The following is a 17,809-nucleotide window of genomic DNA, read 5'->3' on the forward strand; positions in this document are numbered from 1 at the left end:
ATAATCCCTGAGCGTTTTACTAAAAATCATGCCATAAAATCACAATCACACTAAACACCTGTCACGCCCAACGATGAGCACCACCATTCGCGATGTTGCGCAGGCTGCCAACGTGTCGATCGGCACGGTGTCCCGCGCGCTGAAGAATCAACCCGGCCTGTCCGAAGCCACCCGCGCGCGCGTGGTCGAGATCGCGCGCCAGATGAATTACGACCCGGCGCAGCTACGCCCGCGAATCAGGCGGCTCACGTTCCTGCTGCACCGCCAGCACAATCACTTCGCCTCCACGCCGTTTTTCTCGCACGTGCTGCACGGCGTCGAGGACGCGTGCCGCGCGCGCGGCATCGTGCCGTCGCTGCTGACGACCGGGCCGAACGACGACGTGCTCCGCCAGATGCGCCCTCACGCGCCCGACGCGATCGCGGTCGCGGGCTTCATGGAGCCGGAGACGCTCGAAGCACTCGCCGCGACAGGCCGCCCGCTCGTGCTCATCGATATCCGCGCGCCGGGACTGCGCTCGATCAACGTCGACAATGCCGGCGGCGCCGCACTCGCGATGCGGCATCTGTTCGACACCGGCCGCCGGCGCATCGCGTTCATCGGCGGCTCGCTCGCGCACTACAGCATCGCGCAGCGGGCGTTGGGCTATCGGCGCGCGTTCTTCGATGCCGGAATGCTGTTCGACCCGTCGCTCGAACTGTCGATCGACCCGAACCTCGGGCCCGACGTCGGCGCGGCCAAAGCCATGCGGCAATTGCTCGATGCGGGCGGGCCGCTCCCCGACGCGGTGTTTGCCTACAACGATGCGGCCGCGCTCGCCGCGATGCGCGAGTGCCTGGCGCGCGGCGTGCGGGTGCCGGACGACATCGCGTTCGTCGGCTTCGACGACATCCCCGCCGCCGCCCACGCGAGCCCGCCGCTGACGACATTGGCCATCGACAAGGAAACGCTCGGCCGGCAAGGCATCGAATTGCTGCTCGCGGACGCGCCCGAGCAAACCGAACTCAGCGTTCCCGTGCAGTTGGTCGCGCGGGCCAGCAGCGCAGGCGCGACGCACGCGCCGCACTCTCTCACCTCGGTACTTGGATCATGACGACTTCAGCCACGCCCGCGCCCCACACGGCCATCGGCGCACCGCAAGCAAGCAGGCCGCCCTCCCCCGCATCCGGCGCGCACGCCGGATGCGGCGAGCCTGCCGTGCCGCGCGTCGAAAGCTTCCGTGACCGGCAGTTCCTGCTGTCGCACGTGCAGCACACGCTGCGCTTTTACGCGCCGAACGTGCTCGATCCGTCGGGCGGCTTCTACCACTTCTTCCGCGACGACGGCACCGTCTACGACCGCACGACACGCCACCTCGTCAGCAGTTGCCGCTTCGTCTTCAACTACGCGATGGCATACCGCCACTTCGGCAATCCGCGCGATCTCGATTACGCACGCCATGGGCTGCGCTTTCTGCGCGATGCGCACTGGGACGCGGCGCACGAAGGCTACGACTGGGAAATCGAGTGGCGCGACGGCGTAAAACGCGCGACGCGCGACGGCACGCGCCACTGCTACGGGCTCGCGTTCGTTCTGCTTGCGGCCGCGCACGCGGCGATGGCGGGCATCGACGAAGCCAAGCCACTGATCGCCCAGACCTTCGAGCTGATGGAGCATCGTTTCTGGGACGCCGCGGCGGGCCTCTACGCGGACGACGCCACGCCCGACTGGAGCGTCTCCAGCTATCGCGGCCAAAACGCGAACATGCACGCGACCGAGGCGCTCCTCGCCGCCTACGAGGCGACCGGCCATCTGACATATCTCGACCGCGCGGAAAAGGTCGCCACGCATATCGTCCAGCGCCAGGCCGCGCTGTCGAACGATCTCGTGTGGGAGCATTTCCGGGCCGATTGGTCTGTCGACTGGGAATACAACAAGGAAGACAGCTCGAACATCTTCCGCCCGTGGGGGTTCCAGCCGGGCCATCAGACCGAATGGGCGAAGCTGCTGCTGATTCTCGAACGGCACCGCCCGCTCGACTGGCTGCTGCCGCGCGCGATCGCGCTATTCGACGCGGCGCTCGCGCACGCGTGGGACGCCGATCACGGCGGCCTCTGCTACGGCTTCGACCCCGACTACAAAGTGTGCGACCACGACAAGTATTTCTGGGTGCAAGCCGAAAGCCTCGCCGCCGCCGCGCTGCTCGGCCAGCGCACCGGCAGCGAACGCTTCTGGGACTGGTACGACGAGATCTGGCGCTATAGCTGGACGCATTTCGTCGATCACCATTACGGCGCCTGGTACCGAATCCTCACCTGCGACAACCGCAAGTACAGCGACGAGAAGAGCCCGGCCGGCAAAACCGACTACCACACGATGGGCGCCTGCTACGAAGTCCTGAACGCATTGCCGGCACCGCACACAGCGGATGGCGGCAACGACGGCGCCGCGGCCGATCGCGCGGCGCCGCCTGCGCAAGGCAACGGCACGCACGCGCAACATGCCGGCCACGGCAGCCCCGCCGGCGCGCCGACCCGCCACAACGGAGGCACCCTGCGATGAGCGCGACGTTTCCGCAATTCGTCTCTGCCGGCGACATCCTCACCGACCTGGTCCGCACCGACAGCGCGAACTGGGCGTCGCGTCCGGGCGGCGCCGGCTGGAACGTCGCACGCGCGGTCGCGAAGCTCGGGGTGGCGAGCGCATGCGCGGGCGCGCTCGGCCGCGACTGTTTCTCCGACGAACTCTGGCGCGAAAGCGAAGCGGCGGGGCTCGACCTGCGCTTCCTGCAGCGCGTCGAGCGCGCGCCGCTTCTCGCGGTTGTTCATCAAACGCATCCGCCCGCGTACTTCTTCATCGGCGAAAACAGCGCCGATCTCGCCTTCGATCCGGCAAGCCTGCCGCAGGGCTGGCGCCAGCATGTGAAATGGGCGCATTTCGGCTGCATCAGCCTCGTGCGCGAGCCGCTCGCGTCGACGCTCGTCACGCTCGCGGCCGAGTTGCGCGAAGCGGGCGTGTCGATCAGCTTCGATCCGAACTACCGCAATCTGATGACGGACAGCTTCAAGCCGACGCTCGAGACGATGGCGAAGCTCGCCGACGTGATCAAAGTCTCCGACGAAGACCTGCGGCATCTGTTCGCGGACGACGACGAACCGCGCGCGATCGCGCGGCTGCGCGCGCTCAATCCGCATGCGGCGCTGCTGGTCACGCGCGGCGCGCACACGGCGACGCTCCACGCCGACGGCCGGACGTTCGACGCGCAACCGCCGCGCGTCGACGTGATGGATACGGTCGGCGCCGGCGACGCGACGATCGGCGGCTTACTGTTCAGCCTGATGACGATGGAAAGCCGCGGCTGGCGCGAACATCTCGCATTCGCGCTGGCGGCAGGCGCGGCGGCCTGCCAGCACACCGGCGCGCACGCGCCGACGCTCGACGAGGTGCTCGCGCTCGTCGCGCCGTAAGCCACGGCCCGCACGATACACCCGGCCGGCTCGCGTCAGCGCCGCAACTTTGCCGCCGCGACATCGTCGCGCAGCTGCTGAAAGCGCGGCATCGGGATGTTAGGATGAAGCGTCGTTTCTGCTTTGCATCGAACCGAAGTAAGTGCTCGTGCACTTCTGCGGCCAACACGGGAGAAGCATCATGGACGGCGGCAATACCTACACGAAGGGCATCTACACGGCCAAGGCGCACACCCACAAGACGGACGACGGGCGCTATCAGGGATACGTGATCCTCTCCCGGGACGATGGCGAAACGCCTGACAATACCGTCTACGAAGTCGGCGCAACGAGCGTCAGCGAATCGGAAGCGTTCGACGAAGCGAAGGCGCTCGCCCACCGGATTCTCGGCGAACTGGCGCTGTGACGGCGCGCGGCGCGGCGTGCCGCGCGGGCGTCATGCTCACCAAAGCCGCGCAATCACCGACACGATCGCCATGATCACGAGCGTCGACATGAATGGAAACGGATAAACGCGCGAGCCGAGCTTGAGCGTCACGTCGCCGGGCAAGCGCCCGACGCCGAGTTTCGACAGCCACGGCCACGCGCGCGCGAGCACCATCACGGCGATGAACGTGGTGAGCAGCCAGCGCAGCATCGCAATTCCCCTTGTCGGCGCTTACAGCGTATGTGAGCGGTCGCCGCGCGCAAACGCCTCGAGCGTGCCGTCGATGCCGCGCGAAAACGCGATCACCTTGAAAAGCTCGCCCATCTCCGCCTCCGAAATCAGCTTGTGCACCGCATTCGCGGCGGGCAGGAAACGCTGCGCGTCGGACGGATCGATTTCGGCGAGCACGTCGGTAATTCCCGCGTTCAGCAGAAAGCGCGCCTGCGACGTGTAGCCGAGCAGATCCGCACCGGCGCCGACGCCTGCCTCGTAGATCGCGCTGAACTCGACGTGCGCGGTAATGTCCTGCAACCCCGGATAGACGAACGGATCGTCGTGCGCGTGGTGCCGGTAATGGCACATCAGCGTACCCTGCGCACGCTGCCGGTGGTAGTACTCGTGAAACGGAAAGCCGTAGTCGATGAAAAACGCCGCGCCGCGCGCGAGCATCGTGCAGACCGTGCGGACGAATGCCGCGGCCGCGTCGTGCGTCTCCGTCACGTAGCCGTCATCGGCGTCGATTCCGGCAAGACGCGCGGTATCGCCGGCCTGCGCGAGCGGCTGCTCGGCGAACACGAACGCGCCCGCGCCGCTCACCGCGACGCCGCGCTCGCACCAGCCGTGCGCGCGCTTGACGAAAAGCCGCACCGGCATCGCATCGAGCACCTCGTTGCCGATCACCACGCCGTCGAAGCGCTCGGGCAGCGCGTCGAGCCAGCGCACGCGCGCGGCCAGCGCGCGCGCGCTGGCCTCGAGCGTCTCGCGCTGGCGCGCACGCAATTCGCCGGACAAATCGACGATCGCGTATTCGTCAAGCTCGACGCCAAGCGCCGCGAGCGCGCTCAACAGGTCCGCGGCCAGCCTGCCCGTGCCCGCGCCGAACTCCATCACGCGCCGCGTGCCGCTCAGCTCGAGCGCCTGCGCGATCGGGCGCGCGAGCGTGCGCGCGAAAAGCGGCGACAGTTCGGGCGCGGTGACGAAATCGCTGCCGTCGTCCGCGCGCCGGCCGAACTTGCGCGCGCCGCCGCTGTAATAACCGGCCCCCGGCGCGTACAGCGCGTGCTCCATATAGCGCGAGAATGGAATCCAGCCGCCCGCCGACGCGATCTGCGCGCGCAGCGCGGCTGCGAGCGATTCGGACTGCGCGAGCGCGTCCGGGCTGGGAACGGGTAAACTAGCGGGTTCGTGAGCTTTCGGGTTCATCCCGGCATTGTAAATGACCGTTTCCGCCGACCTCCGGGACGCTTCCGCCGATGTCCGCGTGGCGCAACGCACGCGGGCCGTGCTGATCGCGCTCACCATGCCCGACGATGCGGGCGCGATCGGCCGCGCGCTCGCGCTCGGCTTCGCGCAGCGCGGCTGGGATGTGGCGATCGCCGCAAGCACGGAGCCGGGCGCGAACGCGGATGCGCACGGCGCTGCCCGCGCGGCCGCGTCGATCGCCGCCGAAGTCGAGTCGCTCGGCCGCCGCGCAGCGGCGCTGGCGGCCGACTTCGCCGCCGAGCACGACGTCGCGCGGCTCGTCGACGCGTGCGGCGCGGCGCTTGGCCGCCCGAGCTGCGTGATCGTCCAGGCGGCAGGCCGCGCGGACAACGCGTGCGACATCGGCTATGCATCGCTTGCCGAGACGATCGCCCGCGAAGTCGCCGCGCCGCTCGTGCTCGCGCGCGCGCTCGCCGCCGCGACGCCCGAGGCCGCGCGCGACGACGAGCGCGAACGCGCCGTCGTGATTCACCTGCTGGACGAGACCGTGTTCCATCCGGCGCCCGAGCGCTTGTCGCACTCGCTCGCGCAAGCCGCGCTGCACCGCGCGACCGCCGCGCAGGCGCTCGCGCTCGCGCCTAAGGTGCGCGTGGTCGGCCTCGTGCGCGGGCGCGCGCCGCGCGTGGACGAAATCGCCGATGCGGCCTGCTATCTTGCCGAGGCGTCCGGCGTGACCGGCGCGACGCTGACCGTCGACGGCGGCGAGCATCTCGAGCCGACGGCCGGCGGCAAAAATTGACGGGCGCGGCCGCGCGCGGGCATTCCGACGCCGCGTGCGGCCGCGCCGCTTTACGTGCATCACCCTTTGTGACTGGATCGACCATGTTTGCCGCCCTCCTGCACCCCAGGCTCGCCGATTGCCGCCGGCTGTATCTGCGCAACTACGAGGTGTATATCAATATCGGCGCGTTCGAGCACGAGAAGCGCGGCGAGCAGCGTGTCGTCATCAATGTCGACGTGTTCGTGCCGCTCGCGTTGACGACGCCCGTCGAAGACCGGCTGCGCGAAGTGGTCGATTACGACCTGCTGAAGCAAAGCGTCGCGCAATGCGTCGCGCGCGGCCACATTCATTTGCAGGAAACGCTGTGCGACGCGATCGCCGCGAATCTGCTCGCGCACGGCGCCGTGCGCGCGGTGCGCGTCTGCACCGAAAAACCGGACGCTTATTCCGATTGCGACGCCGTCGGCGTCGAGGTTTTCCGTATCAAGGACGAGGAGCGAGCATGAATGCGCGCCAAAGCACGTACCCGTCGGGTACGCCCCACCCCGGCACGCCGGACGAGGCCGGCGCGGCCGCCGGCGTCGAAGCCGCGGTGGCCGAACCGAGCCGCCGCGCACTGACGCGCCGCGAGCAAAAAGAGGCCTACGAGAACAACAAGCTGTTCAAGCGGCTCGTGCGCCAGGTCGGCCAGGCAATCGGCGATTACAACATGATCGAGCATGGCGACAAGGTGATGGTCTGCCTGTCGGGCGGCAAGGACAGCTACGCGCTGCTCGATATCCTGCTGCGGCTGCGCGAGCGCGCGCCGATCGATTTCGACATCGTCGCGGTCAACCTCGACCAGAAGCAGCCGGGTTTTCCCGAGCACGTGCTGCCCGAATACCTGACGCGAATCGGCGTGCCGTTCCATATCGAAAACCAGGATACCTACAGCATCGTCAAGCGCCTCGTGCCCGAGGGCAAGACCACCTGCTCGCTGTGCTCGCGGCTGCGCCGCGGCATTCTGTACCGCGTCGCGGGCGAACTCGGCGCGACCAAGATCGCGCTCGGCCACCACCGCGACGACATTCTGCAAACGCTGCTGCTGAACCTGTTCTATGGCGGCAAGCTGAAGGGCATGCCGCCGAAGCTGCAATCGGACGACGGCAGGAACATCGTGATCCGGCCGCTTGCGTATGTGAAGGAAACCGATCTGGAACAGTACGCGCAGCTGCGCGAATTCCCGATCATTCCGTGCAACCTGTGCGGCAGCCAGCCGAACCTGAAGCGCGCCGAGATGAAGGCGCTGATCCGCGAATGGGACAAGCGCTTCCCAGGGCGCGTCGACAATATGTTCAACGCGCTCGCCAATGTCGTGCCGTCGCACTTGATGGACGCGACGCTGTTCCCGTTCGCCGGACTGCGCGCGACGGGCCGCGCCGACCCCGGCGGCGACATCGCGTTCGACGAGCAACCGTGCGGCGCCGATACGGACGCGCCGTCGGGTGGCGCGCTCAAGCCGATCTCGATCGTTCAGTTCGACGACCTGTAAAACGCGGGCCGCAAATGGCCGCCGCGCGCGGCGATCCGGCGGCGGGCGCCGCCCGATACACGTGGCGCCGCCGCGCGGCTCGCTTCGGCCTCGCCCGGCCACACGCAGCGCAAGCGGATCGGGCGGTTTCATGATGACGCGGCGCATACGCGCCAGAATCGATCGCATGATCGAAACGGAGAACGGCATGACCGAAGACGAACGGGCGATTCGCGAGCTGGTCGACACTTGGATATCGGCCAGCCAAAGCGGCGATATCGCGACGGTGCTAAGCCTGATGACGGACGACGTGGTTTTCCTGGTCCCCGGCCAGGTGCCGTTCGGCAAACGTGAATTCGAGGCATCGGCCGGCGCGATGAAAGGCGCCGGGCTCGATATCGAAGGCGGCAGCGAAATCGAGGAGATTTGCGTGCTCGGCGACTGGGCCTATCTGCGCAATCGCATCGACATGACGATACGCGCCCCCGGCGGCGCGGCGCCGGTGCGCCGGCAAGGCCGCACGCTGACGATCCTGCGCAAAGAGGCCGACGGCCGCTGGCGGCTCGCGCGCGATGCCAATCTCGTGATGCCGGTGCCGCCCGAATCGGCATAGCCGTGCGCGTCGAGCGGCGAAAGCGCCGCGTGACGGGCCGCCGAACGGCCCGCGCGCGAGCATGCGGCGCCCGTGCGAGCCGGCCGCAGGCAGCGCACGCGAGCGCCGGCCGCTAGCCGGCGAGGCTCGAGACCGCAGTGTGCCGTGCGCCTCGACGAACCGCCGGCTCGCCCGGCGCCGCCGCAAACCGAATGCATCAAACCGCACGCCGCAAACCGCTGCCCGGCACGGCGCAACCCCGCCGCACCGCCGGTTTGACCCTGCCGCGCACACGCGTCGGCAAGGGCCTGCATGCTAAAATGGCCAGCTTCGAACTCTCCCTACGACGCTGGCGCCATGAATATCGTGATTTTGGCGGCAGGCACCGGCAAGCGCATGCGTTCGGCGCTGCCTAAAGTGCTTCATCCTCTGGCCGGCAGGCCGCTTCTCTCCCACGTGATCGATACCGCCCGCGCGCTTGCGCCGTCGCGGCTCGTCGTCGTGATCGGCCACGGCGCGGATCAGGTGCGCGCCGCCGTTGCCGCGCCGGACGTCCAGTTCGCGCTGCAGGAGCAGCAGCTGGGCACCGGCCATGCGGTGCGTCAGGCGCTGCCGCTGCTCGACCCCGCGCAACCGACGCTCGTGCTGTACGGCGACGTGCCGCTCACGCGCACCGCCACGCTCAAGCGCCTCGTCGATGCCGCAACCGATGCGCGCTACGGCGTGCTCACCGTCACGCTCGACGATCCCACCGGCTACGGGCGCATCGTGCGCGACCAGGCCGGCTGCGTGGTGCGCATCGTCGAGCAGAAGGACGCGAGCGCCGACGAGCTGAAGATCGCCGAGATCAACACCGGCATCGTCGTCGCGCCAACCGCGCAGCTCGCGATGTGGCTCGGCGCGCTCGGCAACGACAACGCGCAGGGCGAGTACTACCTGACCGACGTTGTCGAGCAGGCGATCGAGGCGGGCTTCGAGATCGTCACGACGCAGCCCGACGACGAATGGGAAACGCTCGGCGTCAACAGCAAGGCGCAGCTTGCCGAGCTTGAACGCATCCATCAGCGCCAGCTTGCCGATGCGCTGCTCGCCGACGGCGTCACGCTCGCCGATCCCGCCCGCATCGACGTGCGCGGCAGGCTCGCGTGCGGCCGCGACGTGTCGATCGACGTGAACTGCGTGTTCGAGGGCGACGTGACGATCGCCGATGACGTGACGATCGGCGCGCACTGCGTGATCCGCAACGCGACGATCGGCGCGGGCGCGCGCATCGACGCGTTCTCGCACGTCGACGGCGCGGCGATCGGCGCGCATGCGGTGGTCGGCCCGTATGCGCGGCTGCGGCCGGGCGCGGCGCTCGCCGACGACGCGCACGTCGGCAACTTCGTCGAGGTGAAGAACGCGGTGATCGGCCACGGCTCGAAGGCCAACCACCTCACGTACATCGGCGATGCCGACATCGGCGCGCGCGTGAACATCGGCGCGGGCACGATCACCTGCAATTACGATGGCGCGAACAAATTCCGCACGATCATCGAGGACGACGTGTTCGTCGGCTCCGATACGCAGCTCGTCGCGCCGGTGCGCGTCGGCCGCGGCGTGACGATCGCGGCCGGCACGACGATCTGGAAGGATGTCGCCGAAGGCATGCTCGCGCTGAACGACAAAACGCAGACGCAAAAGAGCGGCTACGTGCGGCCGGTCAAGAAAAAGAGCTAGAAAACGGGCGTTGAAGAACGGGGCTTCGCGGGCGCGCCGAATGCGCCCGCATCATTTTTAGGACAAGAATCATGTGCGGAATTGTGGGCGCGGTTGCGCAACGTAATATCGTTCCGGTGCTGATCGAGGGGTTGCGCCGTCTGGAATATCGCGGCTACGACTCGTGCGGCGTCGCGGTGCTCGAAGCCGGCGCGGGCGCCCCTACGCCGGGTGCCCCGAAGCGCGCGCGCAGCGTCGAGCGCGTGGCCGATCTCGATGCCCAAGTGCGCGAGTCGCGCCTCGAGGGCGTGACGGGCATCGCGCACACGCGCTGGGCGACGCACGGCGCGCCCATCACGCAAAACGCGCATCCGATCTTCTCGTCCAACGCGCTCGCGCTCGTGCACAACGGCATCATCGAAAACTTCGAGCCGCTGCGCGACGCGTTGCGTGCGAAGGGCTACGAGTTCGTGTCGCAGACCGACACCGAAGTCGTCGCGCATCTGATCCACAGCCTCTATCAAGGCAACCTGTTCGACGCGGTGCAGCAGGCCGTCAGGCAACTGCACGGCGCCTACGCGATCGCGGTGATCCACCGTGACGAACCGCATACCGTGGTGGGCGCGCGGCAGGGCTCGCCGCTCGTGGTCGGCTTCGGCGAGCGCGAGAACTTTCTCGCGTCCGACGCGCTCGCGCTCGCGGGCAGCACCGATCGCTTCACGTTCCTCGAGGAAGGCGACGTGTGCGAGCTGACGCTCGACGGTGTGCGCATCGCCGATCGCGACGGCGCGCGCGCCGAGCGCGACGTGCGCGTGGTGGCCGCCTACGGCGGCGCGGTCGAGCTTGGGCCGTACCGGCACTTCATGCAAAAGGAGATCTTCGAGCAGCCGCGCGCGATCTCCGACACGATCCCGCAAACCGACGCGTTCGGCCCGTCACTGTTCGGCGAGCACGCGGCCGGCGTGTTTGCCGACATCGACAGCCTGCTGATCCTCGCGTGCGGCACGAGCTACTACTCGGGGCTGACCGCGAAATACTGGCTCGAATCGATCGCGAAAATTCCGACGCAAGTCGAAATCGCGAGCGAGTACCGCTACCGCGAATCGGTGCCGAATCCGCGTGCGCTGGTCGTCGTCATCTCGCAATCGGGCGAGACGGCGGACACGCTCGCCGCGCTCAAGCACGCGCAGGCGCTCGGCCACCCGCACACGCTCGCGATCTGCAATGTCGCGACGAGTGCGATGGTGCGGCAAACCGGGCTGCAATTCCTGACGCACGCGGGCACCGAGATCGGCGTCGCGTCGACCAAGGCGTTCACCACGCAGCTGGTCGCGCTCTTCGTGCTCGCGGCCACGCTCGGCAAGCTACGCGGGCATGTCGACGCCGCACGCGAAGCCGACTACCTGAAGCAACTGCGCCATCTGCCCGCCGCGCTCAACAGCGTGCTCGCGCTCGAGCCGCAGATCATCGCGTGGTCCGAAGAGTTCGCGCGCAAGGAAAACGCGCTGTTCCTCGGCCGCGGGCTGCATTACCCGATTTCGCTCGAAGGTGCGCTGAAGCTCAAGGAAATCTCGTACATCCACGCGGAAGCGTACCCGGCGGGCGAACTCAAGCACGGGCCGCTCGCGCTCGTGACCGAAGCGATGCCGGTGGTGACCGTCGCGCCGAACGATACGCTGCTCGAGAAGCTGAAATCGAACATGCAGGAAGTGCGTGCGCGCGGCGGCGAGCTGTACGTATTCGCCGATGCGGACACGCATATCGTCAATGGCGAAGGGCTGCACGTGATCCGGATGCCGGAGCACTACGGGCTGCTGTCGCCGATCCTGCACGTCGTGCCGCTGCAATTGCTCGCGTATCACACGGCATGCGCGCGAGGCACCGATGTGGACAAGCCGCGGAATCTGGCGAAATCGGTGACGGTGGAATAGGCGGCGGCGTCTAGTCCGTTGCTTTTGATCGAGGTCTCTGGTGGTGGTAAATACGCCGCGCGATGACCTCGCGCTGGATACGGGCAAGCCCGCTCTCGATCTGTCAGGGCAAGACATCCCAAGATCGCCTAGGGGGAAGCATGAACATTCGCAGAGCCACTCTCGAAGATGCGTTCCGGGTCGCCTCCATCCACGTTGATTCATGGAAAAAAGCATATCGAGAAATTATTCCTCGTGACTACATCGAACGAATCACGCATCAGACCAGACTGACGTACTGGAAAGAGGTGCTCGCGACGAATAATCTCGCTGTTTTCGTCTACGTTGACGATGCGGGAAACATCCTGGGATGGGCCGCAACTGGACCGGACCGCGAAGAGCCCGACGTGGTGACTACCGCTGAAATTCAGGCGATGTATGTTGATCCGGAACACATCGGCAAAGGCATCGGCAGCCGGCTCCTTGAATACATTGTCGCTGAACTGGTTACGGTGGGAACATCGAGAGTTACAGTATGGGTTCTTGAGCGAAATGAACCCGCTATGCGCTTCTATCACACAAGAGGGTTTCTCTCCCAACCCATTAAATCCATCATGGTAGAACGTGGCGGCGTCCACCTAGTCGAATTGAAGCTAGAAATGCGGCTTGCCGGATGAAGGCCAGCTAAAAATAAGCGCAGCGCGCGAAATGATCTGCGCTCCGGAGAACAAAGCCAGCCGAAGTCCAGTCAAGCCCCTTTTCCAAGAAAAAGACGACGGTGAAATTATGCGGTTCTGTTCCAGTCGGGCGGCAAACGCTCGCGCTTACGACGCGACGACGACCGGATGAAACCCCGCCGCCTCGACCACCTCGACCACGCGCTCGGCACCCAGCGTCGAGCCGACGCTGACGATTTTCGATTCGACGTCCGCCGCGACGGTCGCGGCCGGGTCCGCAGCCGTGATCGCCTGTTTGATCGCGTTCGCGCAACCGCCGCACGACATGTCTTTCACTTCGAGTTTCATCTGCTTTCTCCTGTCCGAGTGTGTGAACGTGACTGAAGCGTGCATCTTCCCACGATGGGAAGGTCAAGCAGATTTTCGATTCCGTTGCGGCGATACGCATACGGACGATGCCCACGATACCCGGCGCAATACGCGGCAATCACGCGGATGAACGCGTCAATCGCCGTGCCGCGCCCGCTTGAGGTCCGGCATGACGGGGCACCATCAAGGCTTCGCGGCCGCCTGGCACAAAGCGAGATTGTGCAGTATGGCCTTGCCGGTCGATTGGTAATTTTCGGCATCGCACGGCGGCAAGCCGAACGCATCGTCCTTCTGCCGTTGTACGGCGACCGTATCGGCCAGCACCGCCGCACACCGCGCGCGGTCGCCGCGGTGATACTCGGCCAGCGCGAGATCGCTCTTCGCCTTGTCGCGCTCGATCCAATCCATGAACGCCGCGCATTGCGACAGCACCGCGGTCAGCGTCGCGCGCGCGGCGTCGTAATCCTTCGCCGCGTATTGCCGGTGCGATTGCTCGATGCGCGCCGAGCGCTGCCGATCGGTGCAGGCAGCCGGCGGGCGGCGATACTCGCCGTCGAAACCGGCGCGTGCGCCGCAATTGTCACGGCAAGCGTCGGCACCCGCCGAATCGAGCTTGAGCACGCGCCGGCCGTCACCGGACAGCGCGATGCGGCACACGCCGCCGCTATCCGTCGCGACGGCCGTGTGCCCGTCGACGGTGCCGCTCAGCGAGCAGGTGTGGCAATTGCCGCCGATCGTCTCCAGCGTGAAGCGGTTCGCATGGATGCTCAGCACGCCGTGCGCGCTGCCACCCTCGACATACACATATTGGCCCGGCTCGATAGCCGGGGCGGCCACGCTCACGCATACGCCCACCGACAAACTCGCGGCGGCCGCCGCGCGGATCATCCGGATTCCGAAGCTCATATGCCCTCGTCGCTGCGTCGCGGTATGGGAAAGTGGGAGTGGAAATGGGAAAACGCGAAGTGCCGTGCGACGCACGCGCCGCCGCCCTCAGGCCGCCGCCTGCGCCTGCAGCCTCAAGCGCCGCGCCTGCCGCGGCAACACGACGTACAGTGCGCCGATAACATTCAACGCCAATCCGAGCGCCTGGCCAAGCACCGGATGGCCGGCATACCGCAACGGCCATTGCACGGCGATGCTGATCAGCACCGACACCAGCAGCCCCCAGCCGGTGCTGGTCAACGCGAGCATCGTCGCCTGCTTGAGCGTCTGCGCGGCCGGCACGCTCAGCGCGTGCGCCGCGAAACCCTTGCGAGTCATATACCCGCTGATCGGCAAATATAAAAGGGTACTGACGATCACCAGCAAGCCGAATGCGATCGTCAGCCCGAGCGGTGGATGGCCGGCGGCCGAGTGCATCCGAGTCATCCAGAAAACCGACGCGGCGATGTCGATCAGCCATATCGGCAGCGTGGCCGCCATTTGGCGCCAAAAACAGGACCACCACACCGACAAGCGCCGAACGAACCCCATCGGCGGCAGCATCTCGAACATATCAATCTCCATTCTTGTTATCGATTCTACGATGGCGCGGATGCGGCCCGCGACGATTGATGCGTAAGACGGCGCCTCCCGAAAAGCGCCGTTGCGGCGGCCGGTGCGGCAGGCGCGGCGGCGCGCGAGCGGCCCGCCGCGCGAGTGCGGCCGGATCTCCGGCCGGCTTGCGTTACTCGCCGCCGTTCTTCTCGTCCTTCAGTTGCGGCAGCGCCGACGCGTCGGCCGGCGTCAACAGGCCGACTTGCGAATAAACCCGCAGCTTGTCGCGCGTATCGGTGATGTCGAGATTGCGCATCGTCAACTGCCCGATCCGGTCGCGCGGCGAGAACGTCGATGCAACCTTCTCCATCGACAGCCGCTCCGGCTGATACGTGAGGTTCGGCGAGCGCGTGCGAACGATCGAATAATCGTTGCCGCGCCGCAGCTCGATCGTCACTTCGCCCGTGATCGCGCGCGCGACCCAGCGTTGCGCGGTCTCGCGCAGCATGATCGCCTGCGGGTCGAACCAGCGGCCCTGATACAGCAGGCGGCCGAGACGGCGGCCGTTCTCGCGGTACTGCTCGATCGTATCCTCGTTGTGAATGCCGGTGACGAGCCGCTCGTATGCGATATACAGCAGCGCGAGCCCCGGTGCTTCGTAAATGCCGCGGCTCTTCGCCTCGATGATCCGGTTCTCGATCTGATCGCTCATTCCAAGGCCGTGACGCCCGCCGATCCGGTTCGCCTCGAGCAGCAGCTCGACCTGGTCCTTGAACTCGACGCCGTTGAGCGCGACCGGGCGGCCTTCGTCGAAGCGCACCGTCACTTCTTCCCGATCGATCTTCACGTCGTCGCGCCAGAACGCGACGCCCATGATCGGATTCACGATCCGGATGCCGCTTTCCAGGCTCTCCAGATCCTTGGCCTCATGCGTCGCGCCGAGCAGATTCGAATCGGTCGAATAGGCCTTCTCCGCCGACATCTTGTACTCGAAGCCCGACTTGCGCATGAATTCGGACATTTCCGCGCGCCCGCCCAGCTCGTCGATGAAGCGCTGATCGAGCCAAGGCTTGTAGATCTTCAGATCCGGATTCACGAGCAGGCCGTAGCGGTAGAAACGCTCGATGTCGTTGCCCTTGTACGTGCTGCCGTCGCCCCAGATGTTCACGCCGTCTTCCTTCATCGCGGAGACGAGCATCGTGCCCGTCACGGCGCGGCCAATCGGGGTCGTATTGAAATAGGTGACGCCAGCCGTCGAGATATGGAACGCGCCGCATTGGAGCGCCGCGATGCCCTCCGCGACGAGCTGCGCGCGGCAATCGATCAGGCGTGCGCCTTCGGCGCCGTATTGGATCGCGCGCTTGGGGATCGAATCGTAATCGTCTTCGTCGGGCTGACCGAGGTTCGCCGTGTACGCATAAGGAACGGCCCCCTTGATACGCATCCAGTGCAGCGCAGCGCTCGTATCGAGACCGCCGGAGAACGCGATGCCGACCTTCTGGCCGGCCGGGAGACTTTCAAGAATCGTGGTCATGAGGAAAACCGTTCAATCAAGTGGACAGGGAATTTCGCGGAATTCAAGAGTATATCGGGCAGGCCTCTTTAAACGAAATTTCGGCCACAGGCCGCGCGGGTTCGAATCGAGCGCCGCTTCTCTTTCACGCGCCGTCCGGCTCCTTTTGCCGCAGCGTGACGAACTCCTCGGCCGCGGTCGGATGAATGCCGATCGTCTCGTCGAACTGCGCCTTCGTCGCGCCGGCGCGGATCGCGATCGCGACGCCCTGAATGATCTCCGCCGCATCGCGCCCCACCATGTGCGCGCCCACGACACGTTGGCTGTCGCGCGCGACGACGAGTTTCATGAACGTCCTTTCGTCGCGTCCGGACAGCGTATGCCGCAGCGCCTTGAACGCAGTCTTGTAGATGTCGATCCCGCCGTGCTCGGCGCGGGCGCGCGCCTCGGTCAGCCCGACCGTCGCCACCTCGGGCTGGCTGAACACGGCGGACGGAATGTAGTGATGATCGGCCGCGATCCGCTTGCCGCCGAACAGATTCGCCGCAAGCAGCGCGCCGTCGCGCGTCGCGACAGGCGTCAGTTGCGGCCGGGCGGTAACGTCGCCGATCGCGTGGATCGACGGCACGCGCGTTGCCGAATACGCATCGACCTCGATCGCCCCGTTCGCATCGCGTGTGACGCCGAGCGCTTCCAGGCCGAGCCCATCGCAGTTCGCGGCGCGGCCTGTCGCATACAGCACGGCGTCGTAAGGGCCGCTCGCGCCGTGCGCAAGCTGCAGCGTCAGTTCGCCGTGCGCGCCGCGCTCGATCGCGCCGATGCTCGCGCGCGTATGAATCGCGATGCCCTGTTTGGCCATTTCGTCGTGCAGAAAACGCCGCACGTCGTCGTCGAAGCCGCGCAGGATTTCGTCGCCGCGATAAAACAGCTCGACGTGCGCCCCCAGCCCGTTGAAAATGCCCGCGAACTCGACCGCGATATAACCGCCGCCGACAATCGCGATCCGGCCGGGCAGCTCAGGCAGGCTCAACGCCTCGCGCGACGTGATCGCGTGCTCGATGCCGGGAATCGCCGGCAGCGTCGGCCGCGAGCCCGTCGCGATGCCGATGTGCCGCGCGGTGAGGCGGCGCCCGGCGAGTTCGACCGTGTGGGCGTCGGCAAGCGTCGCGCGCCCTTCGTGAATATCGACGCCGGCTTTCGTCAGCAGATCGACATAAATGCGGCTCAGCCGCGCGATCTCGCGATCCTTCGCGGCAATGAGCGCGGGCCACGAGAACGCGCCGCGATCGAAGGTCCAGCCGAAGCCGGCCGCGTCCTCGACTTCGTGGCTGTAATGCGACGCGTAGACGAGCAGTTTCTTCGGAATACAGCCGCGCAGCACGCAGGTACCGCCAATCTGCTCCGACTCGGCGATGCCGACGCGCACGCCATACGATGCGGCGATCCGCGCAAGGCGCACCCCGCCCGAGCCCGCGCCGATCACAAACAGGTCGTAGTCGAATTCCATCGCATCGCTCCATCGAAGTCCGGATGACCGGACGATAGCAAGATTTCGACTTTCTTGCGGAGCGCGCGCACGGCCGATCGGCACACGGCCCGCGCGCAAAGAAAACGGGAGGCCAAGCTTTCGCTTGCCTCCCGCGTCGTGCGGGCGCGCCGCGCGCCCGCCATGCCCGTCTGCCGCGCGTTACGCCTGCGATGCGCCGCTGTCCGGCGCGGCCGTATTGTCGCCCCCTTCGGCCGCTTCGCCTTCCTTCTTCTCGACGAGATTCTCAAGCGCCTCGGCGCCCTTGAAACCCGCGACCGCAGCCGCGGCCTTCGTCAGCAAACCGGCATCCGGATCGACCTTCTCGGCCGCCTCGACCGCCGCAACCGCACCCGCAATCTCACCCACCGTATTCAAGATTCCCATCGCCATCACCGTTTATGGTTGAACGTGAACGCGCATGATTGCACCGGCATCGATGCCACGCCACGGTTGTAAC

General features: G+C 66.6%; 19 protein-coding genes. 11 read left to right on the forward strand and 8 right to left on the reverse strand.

The features are described 5' to 3' along the window. Positions 1-73: 73 nt before the first annotated feature. The 4 genes from AQ611_RS00340 (at position 74) to AQ611_RS00355 (ending at position 3,852) form a co-directional block, all read left to right on the forward strand. Positions 74-1,093 (forward strand): LacI family DNA-binding transcriptional regulator, encoded by a 1,020-nt coding sequence (locus AQ611_RS00340; protein WP_069233440.1) that lies wholly within the window; start codon positions 74-76, stop codon positions 1,091-1,093. Then, on the forward strand, positions 1,090-2,541 hold the full coding sequence (locus AQ611_RS00345; RefSeq protein ID WP_069233441.1) for an AGE family epimerase/isomerase: 1,452 nt from the start codon (positions 1,090-1,092) through the stop codon (positions 2,539-2,541). Before AQ611_RS00340 ends, AQ611_RS00345 begins: the two co-directional genes overlap by 4 nt. Next, on the forward strand, positions 2,538-3,446 hold the full coding sequence (locus AQ611_RS00350; protein WP_069233442.1) for a carbohydrate kinase family protein: 909 nt from the start codon (positions 2,538-2,540) through the stop codon (positions 3,444-3,446). The genes AQ611_RS00345 and AQ611_RS00350 overlap by 4 nt, the downstream gene beginning before the upstream one ends. Before the next feature lie 181 nt (positions 3,447-3,627). Continuing rightward, positions 3,628-3,852: a hypothetical protein gene (locus AQ611_RS00355; RefSeq protein ID WP_059517459.1), complete on the forward strand. Its 225-nt coding sequence runs from the start codon at positions 3,628-3,630 to the stop codon at positions 3,850-3,852. Positions 3,853-3,888: 36 nt separating this feature from the next. Here the strand turns inward: AQ611_RS00355 and AQ611_RS00360 are convergent, their stop codons facing one another. Both AQ611_RS00360 and AQ611_RS00365 read right to left on the reverse strand, forming a co-directional pair. Next, entirely contained in the window at positions 3,889-4,083 is a 195-nt protein-coding gene (locus tag AQ611_RS00360; RefSeq protein ID WP_059517457.1) for a DUF2905 domain-containing protein, read from the reverse strand. Between the two features lie 21 nt (positions 4,084-4,104). Then, positions 4,105-5,295, reverse strand: a complete 1,191-nt coding sequence (locus AQ611_RS00365; protein WP_069233443.1) for a class I SAM-dependent methyltransferase — start codon at positions 5,293-5,295, stop codon at positions 4,105-4,107. A gap of 13 nt (positions 5,296-5,308) precedes the next feature. Here AQ611_RS00365 and AQ611_RS00370 point away from each other — a divergent pair, with 13 nt between their 5' ends. The 7 genes from AQ611_RS00370 to AQ611_RS00400 all read left to right on the forward strand — a co-directional run bounded on the left by AQ611_RS00370 (position 5,309) and on the right by AQ611_RS00400 (position 12,463). Beyond that, positions 5,309-6,094: an SDR family NAD(P)-dependent oxidoreductase gene (locus tag AQ611_RS00370; protein ID WP_069233444.1), complete on the forward strand. Its 786-nt coding sequence runs from the start codon at positions 5,309-5,311 to the stop codon at positions 6,092-6,094. An 83-nt stretch (positions 6,095-6,177) separates the two neighbouring features. Continuing rightward, positions 6,178-6,582 (forward strand): dihydroneopterin aldolase, encoded by a 405-nt coding sequence (locus AQ611_RS00375; protein ID WP_069233445.1) that lies wholly within the window; start codon positions 6,178-6,180, stop codon positions 6,580-6,582. Next, on the forward strand, positions 6,579-7,607 hold the full coding sequence (ttcA, locus tag AQ611_RS00380; RefSeq protein WP_069233446.1) for a tRNA 2-thiocytidine(32) synthetase TtcA: 1,029 nt from the start codon (positions 6,579-6,581) through the stop codon (positions 7,605-7,607). The genes AQ611_RS00375 and ttcA overlap by 4 nt, the downstream gene beginning before the upstream one ends. Before the next feature lie 187 nt (positions 7,608-7,794). Further along, positions 7,795-8,199 (forward strand): YybH family protein, encoded by a 405-nt coding sequence (locus AQ611_RS00385; RefSeq protein WP_069235064.1) that lies wholly within the window; start codon positions 7,795-7,797, stop codon positions 8,197-8,199. 336 nt (positions 8,200-8,535) lie between these two features. After that, a complete protein-coding gene (gene glmU, locus AQ611_RS00390) occupies positions 8,536-9,897 on the forward strand; it encodes a bifunctional UDP-N-acetylglucosamine diphosphorylase/glucosamine-1-phosphate N-acetyltransferase GlmU (RefSeq protein ID WP_059517447.1) in 1,362 nt (453 codons plus the stop codon). 71 nt (positions 9,898-9,968) lie between these two features. After that, entirely contained in the window at positions 9,969-11,807 is a 1,839-nt protein-coding gene (glmS, locus tag AQ611_RS00395; protein ID WP_069233447.1) for a glutamine--fructose-6-phosphate transaminase (isomerizing), read from the forward strand. A gap of 140 nt (positions 11,808-11,947) precedes the next feature. Next, positions 11,948-12,463 carry a GNAT family N-acetyltransferase gene (locus tag AQ611_RS00400; protein ID WP_069235065.1) on the forward strand — a complete coding sequence of 172 codons (516 nt, stop codon included), beginning with the start codon at positions 11,948-11,950 and terminating at the stop codon, positions 12,461-12,463. A 147-nt stretch (positions 12,464-12,610) separates the two neighbouring features. Here AQ611_RS00400 and AQ611_RS00405 read toward each other — a convergent pair whose 3' ends face one another. The 6 genes from AQ611_RS00405 to AQ611_RS00430 form a co-directional block, all read right to left on the reverse strand. Further along, entirely contained in the window at positions 12,611-12,811 is a 201-nt protein-coding gene (locus AQ611_RS00405; RefSeq protein WP_059517443.1) for a heavy-metal-associated domain-containing protein, read from the reverse strand. A gap of 204 nt (positions 12,812-13,015) precedes the next feature. Continuing rightward, the gene (locus AQ611_RS00410; RefSeq protein ID WP_069235066.1) at positions 13,016-13,720 is read right to left on the reverse strand and encodes a hypothetical protein; all 705 of its coding nucleotides are present in this window, start codon (positions 13,718-13,720) and stop codon (positions 13,016-13,018) included. Between the two features lie 105 nt (positions 13,721-13,825). Then, positions 13,826-14,329, reverse strand: a complete 504-nt coding sequence (locus tag AQ611_RS00415) for a hypothetical protein (RefSeq protein ID WP_069235067.1) — start codon at positions 14,327-14,329, stop codon at positions 13,826-13,828. A gap of 172 nt (positions 14,330-14,501) precedes the next feature. Further along, positions 14,502-15,845, reverse strand: coding sequence for an argininosuccinate synthase (argG, locus tag AQ611_RS00420; RefSeq protein WP_069233448.1), 1,344 nt, complete (start codon positions 15,843-15,845; stop codon positions 14,502-14,504). Positions 15,846-15,969: 124 nt separating this feature from the next. Continuing rightward, the gene (gene gor / locus AQ611_RS00425; RefSeq protein WP_069233449.1) at positions 15,970-17,331 is read right to left on the reverse strand and encodes a glutathione-disulfide reductase; all 1,362 of its coding nucleotides are present in this window, start codon (positions 17,329-17,331) and stop codon (positions 15,970-15,972) included. 180 nt (positions 17,332-17,511) lie between these two features. Then, entirely contained in the window at positions 17,512-17,736 is a 225-nt protein-coding gene (locus AQ611_RS00430; RefSeq protein ID WP_059517974.1) for a hypothetical protein, read from the reverse strand. Positions 17,737-17,809 lie beyond the last annotated feature (73 nt).

The organism is Burkholderia singularis (assembly GCF_001718875.1).
In the GTDB taxonomy this organism is placed as follows: domain Bacteria; phylum Pseudomonadota; class Gammaproteobacteria; order Burkholderiales; family Burkholderiaceae; genus Burkholderia; species Burkholderia singularis.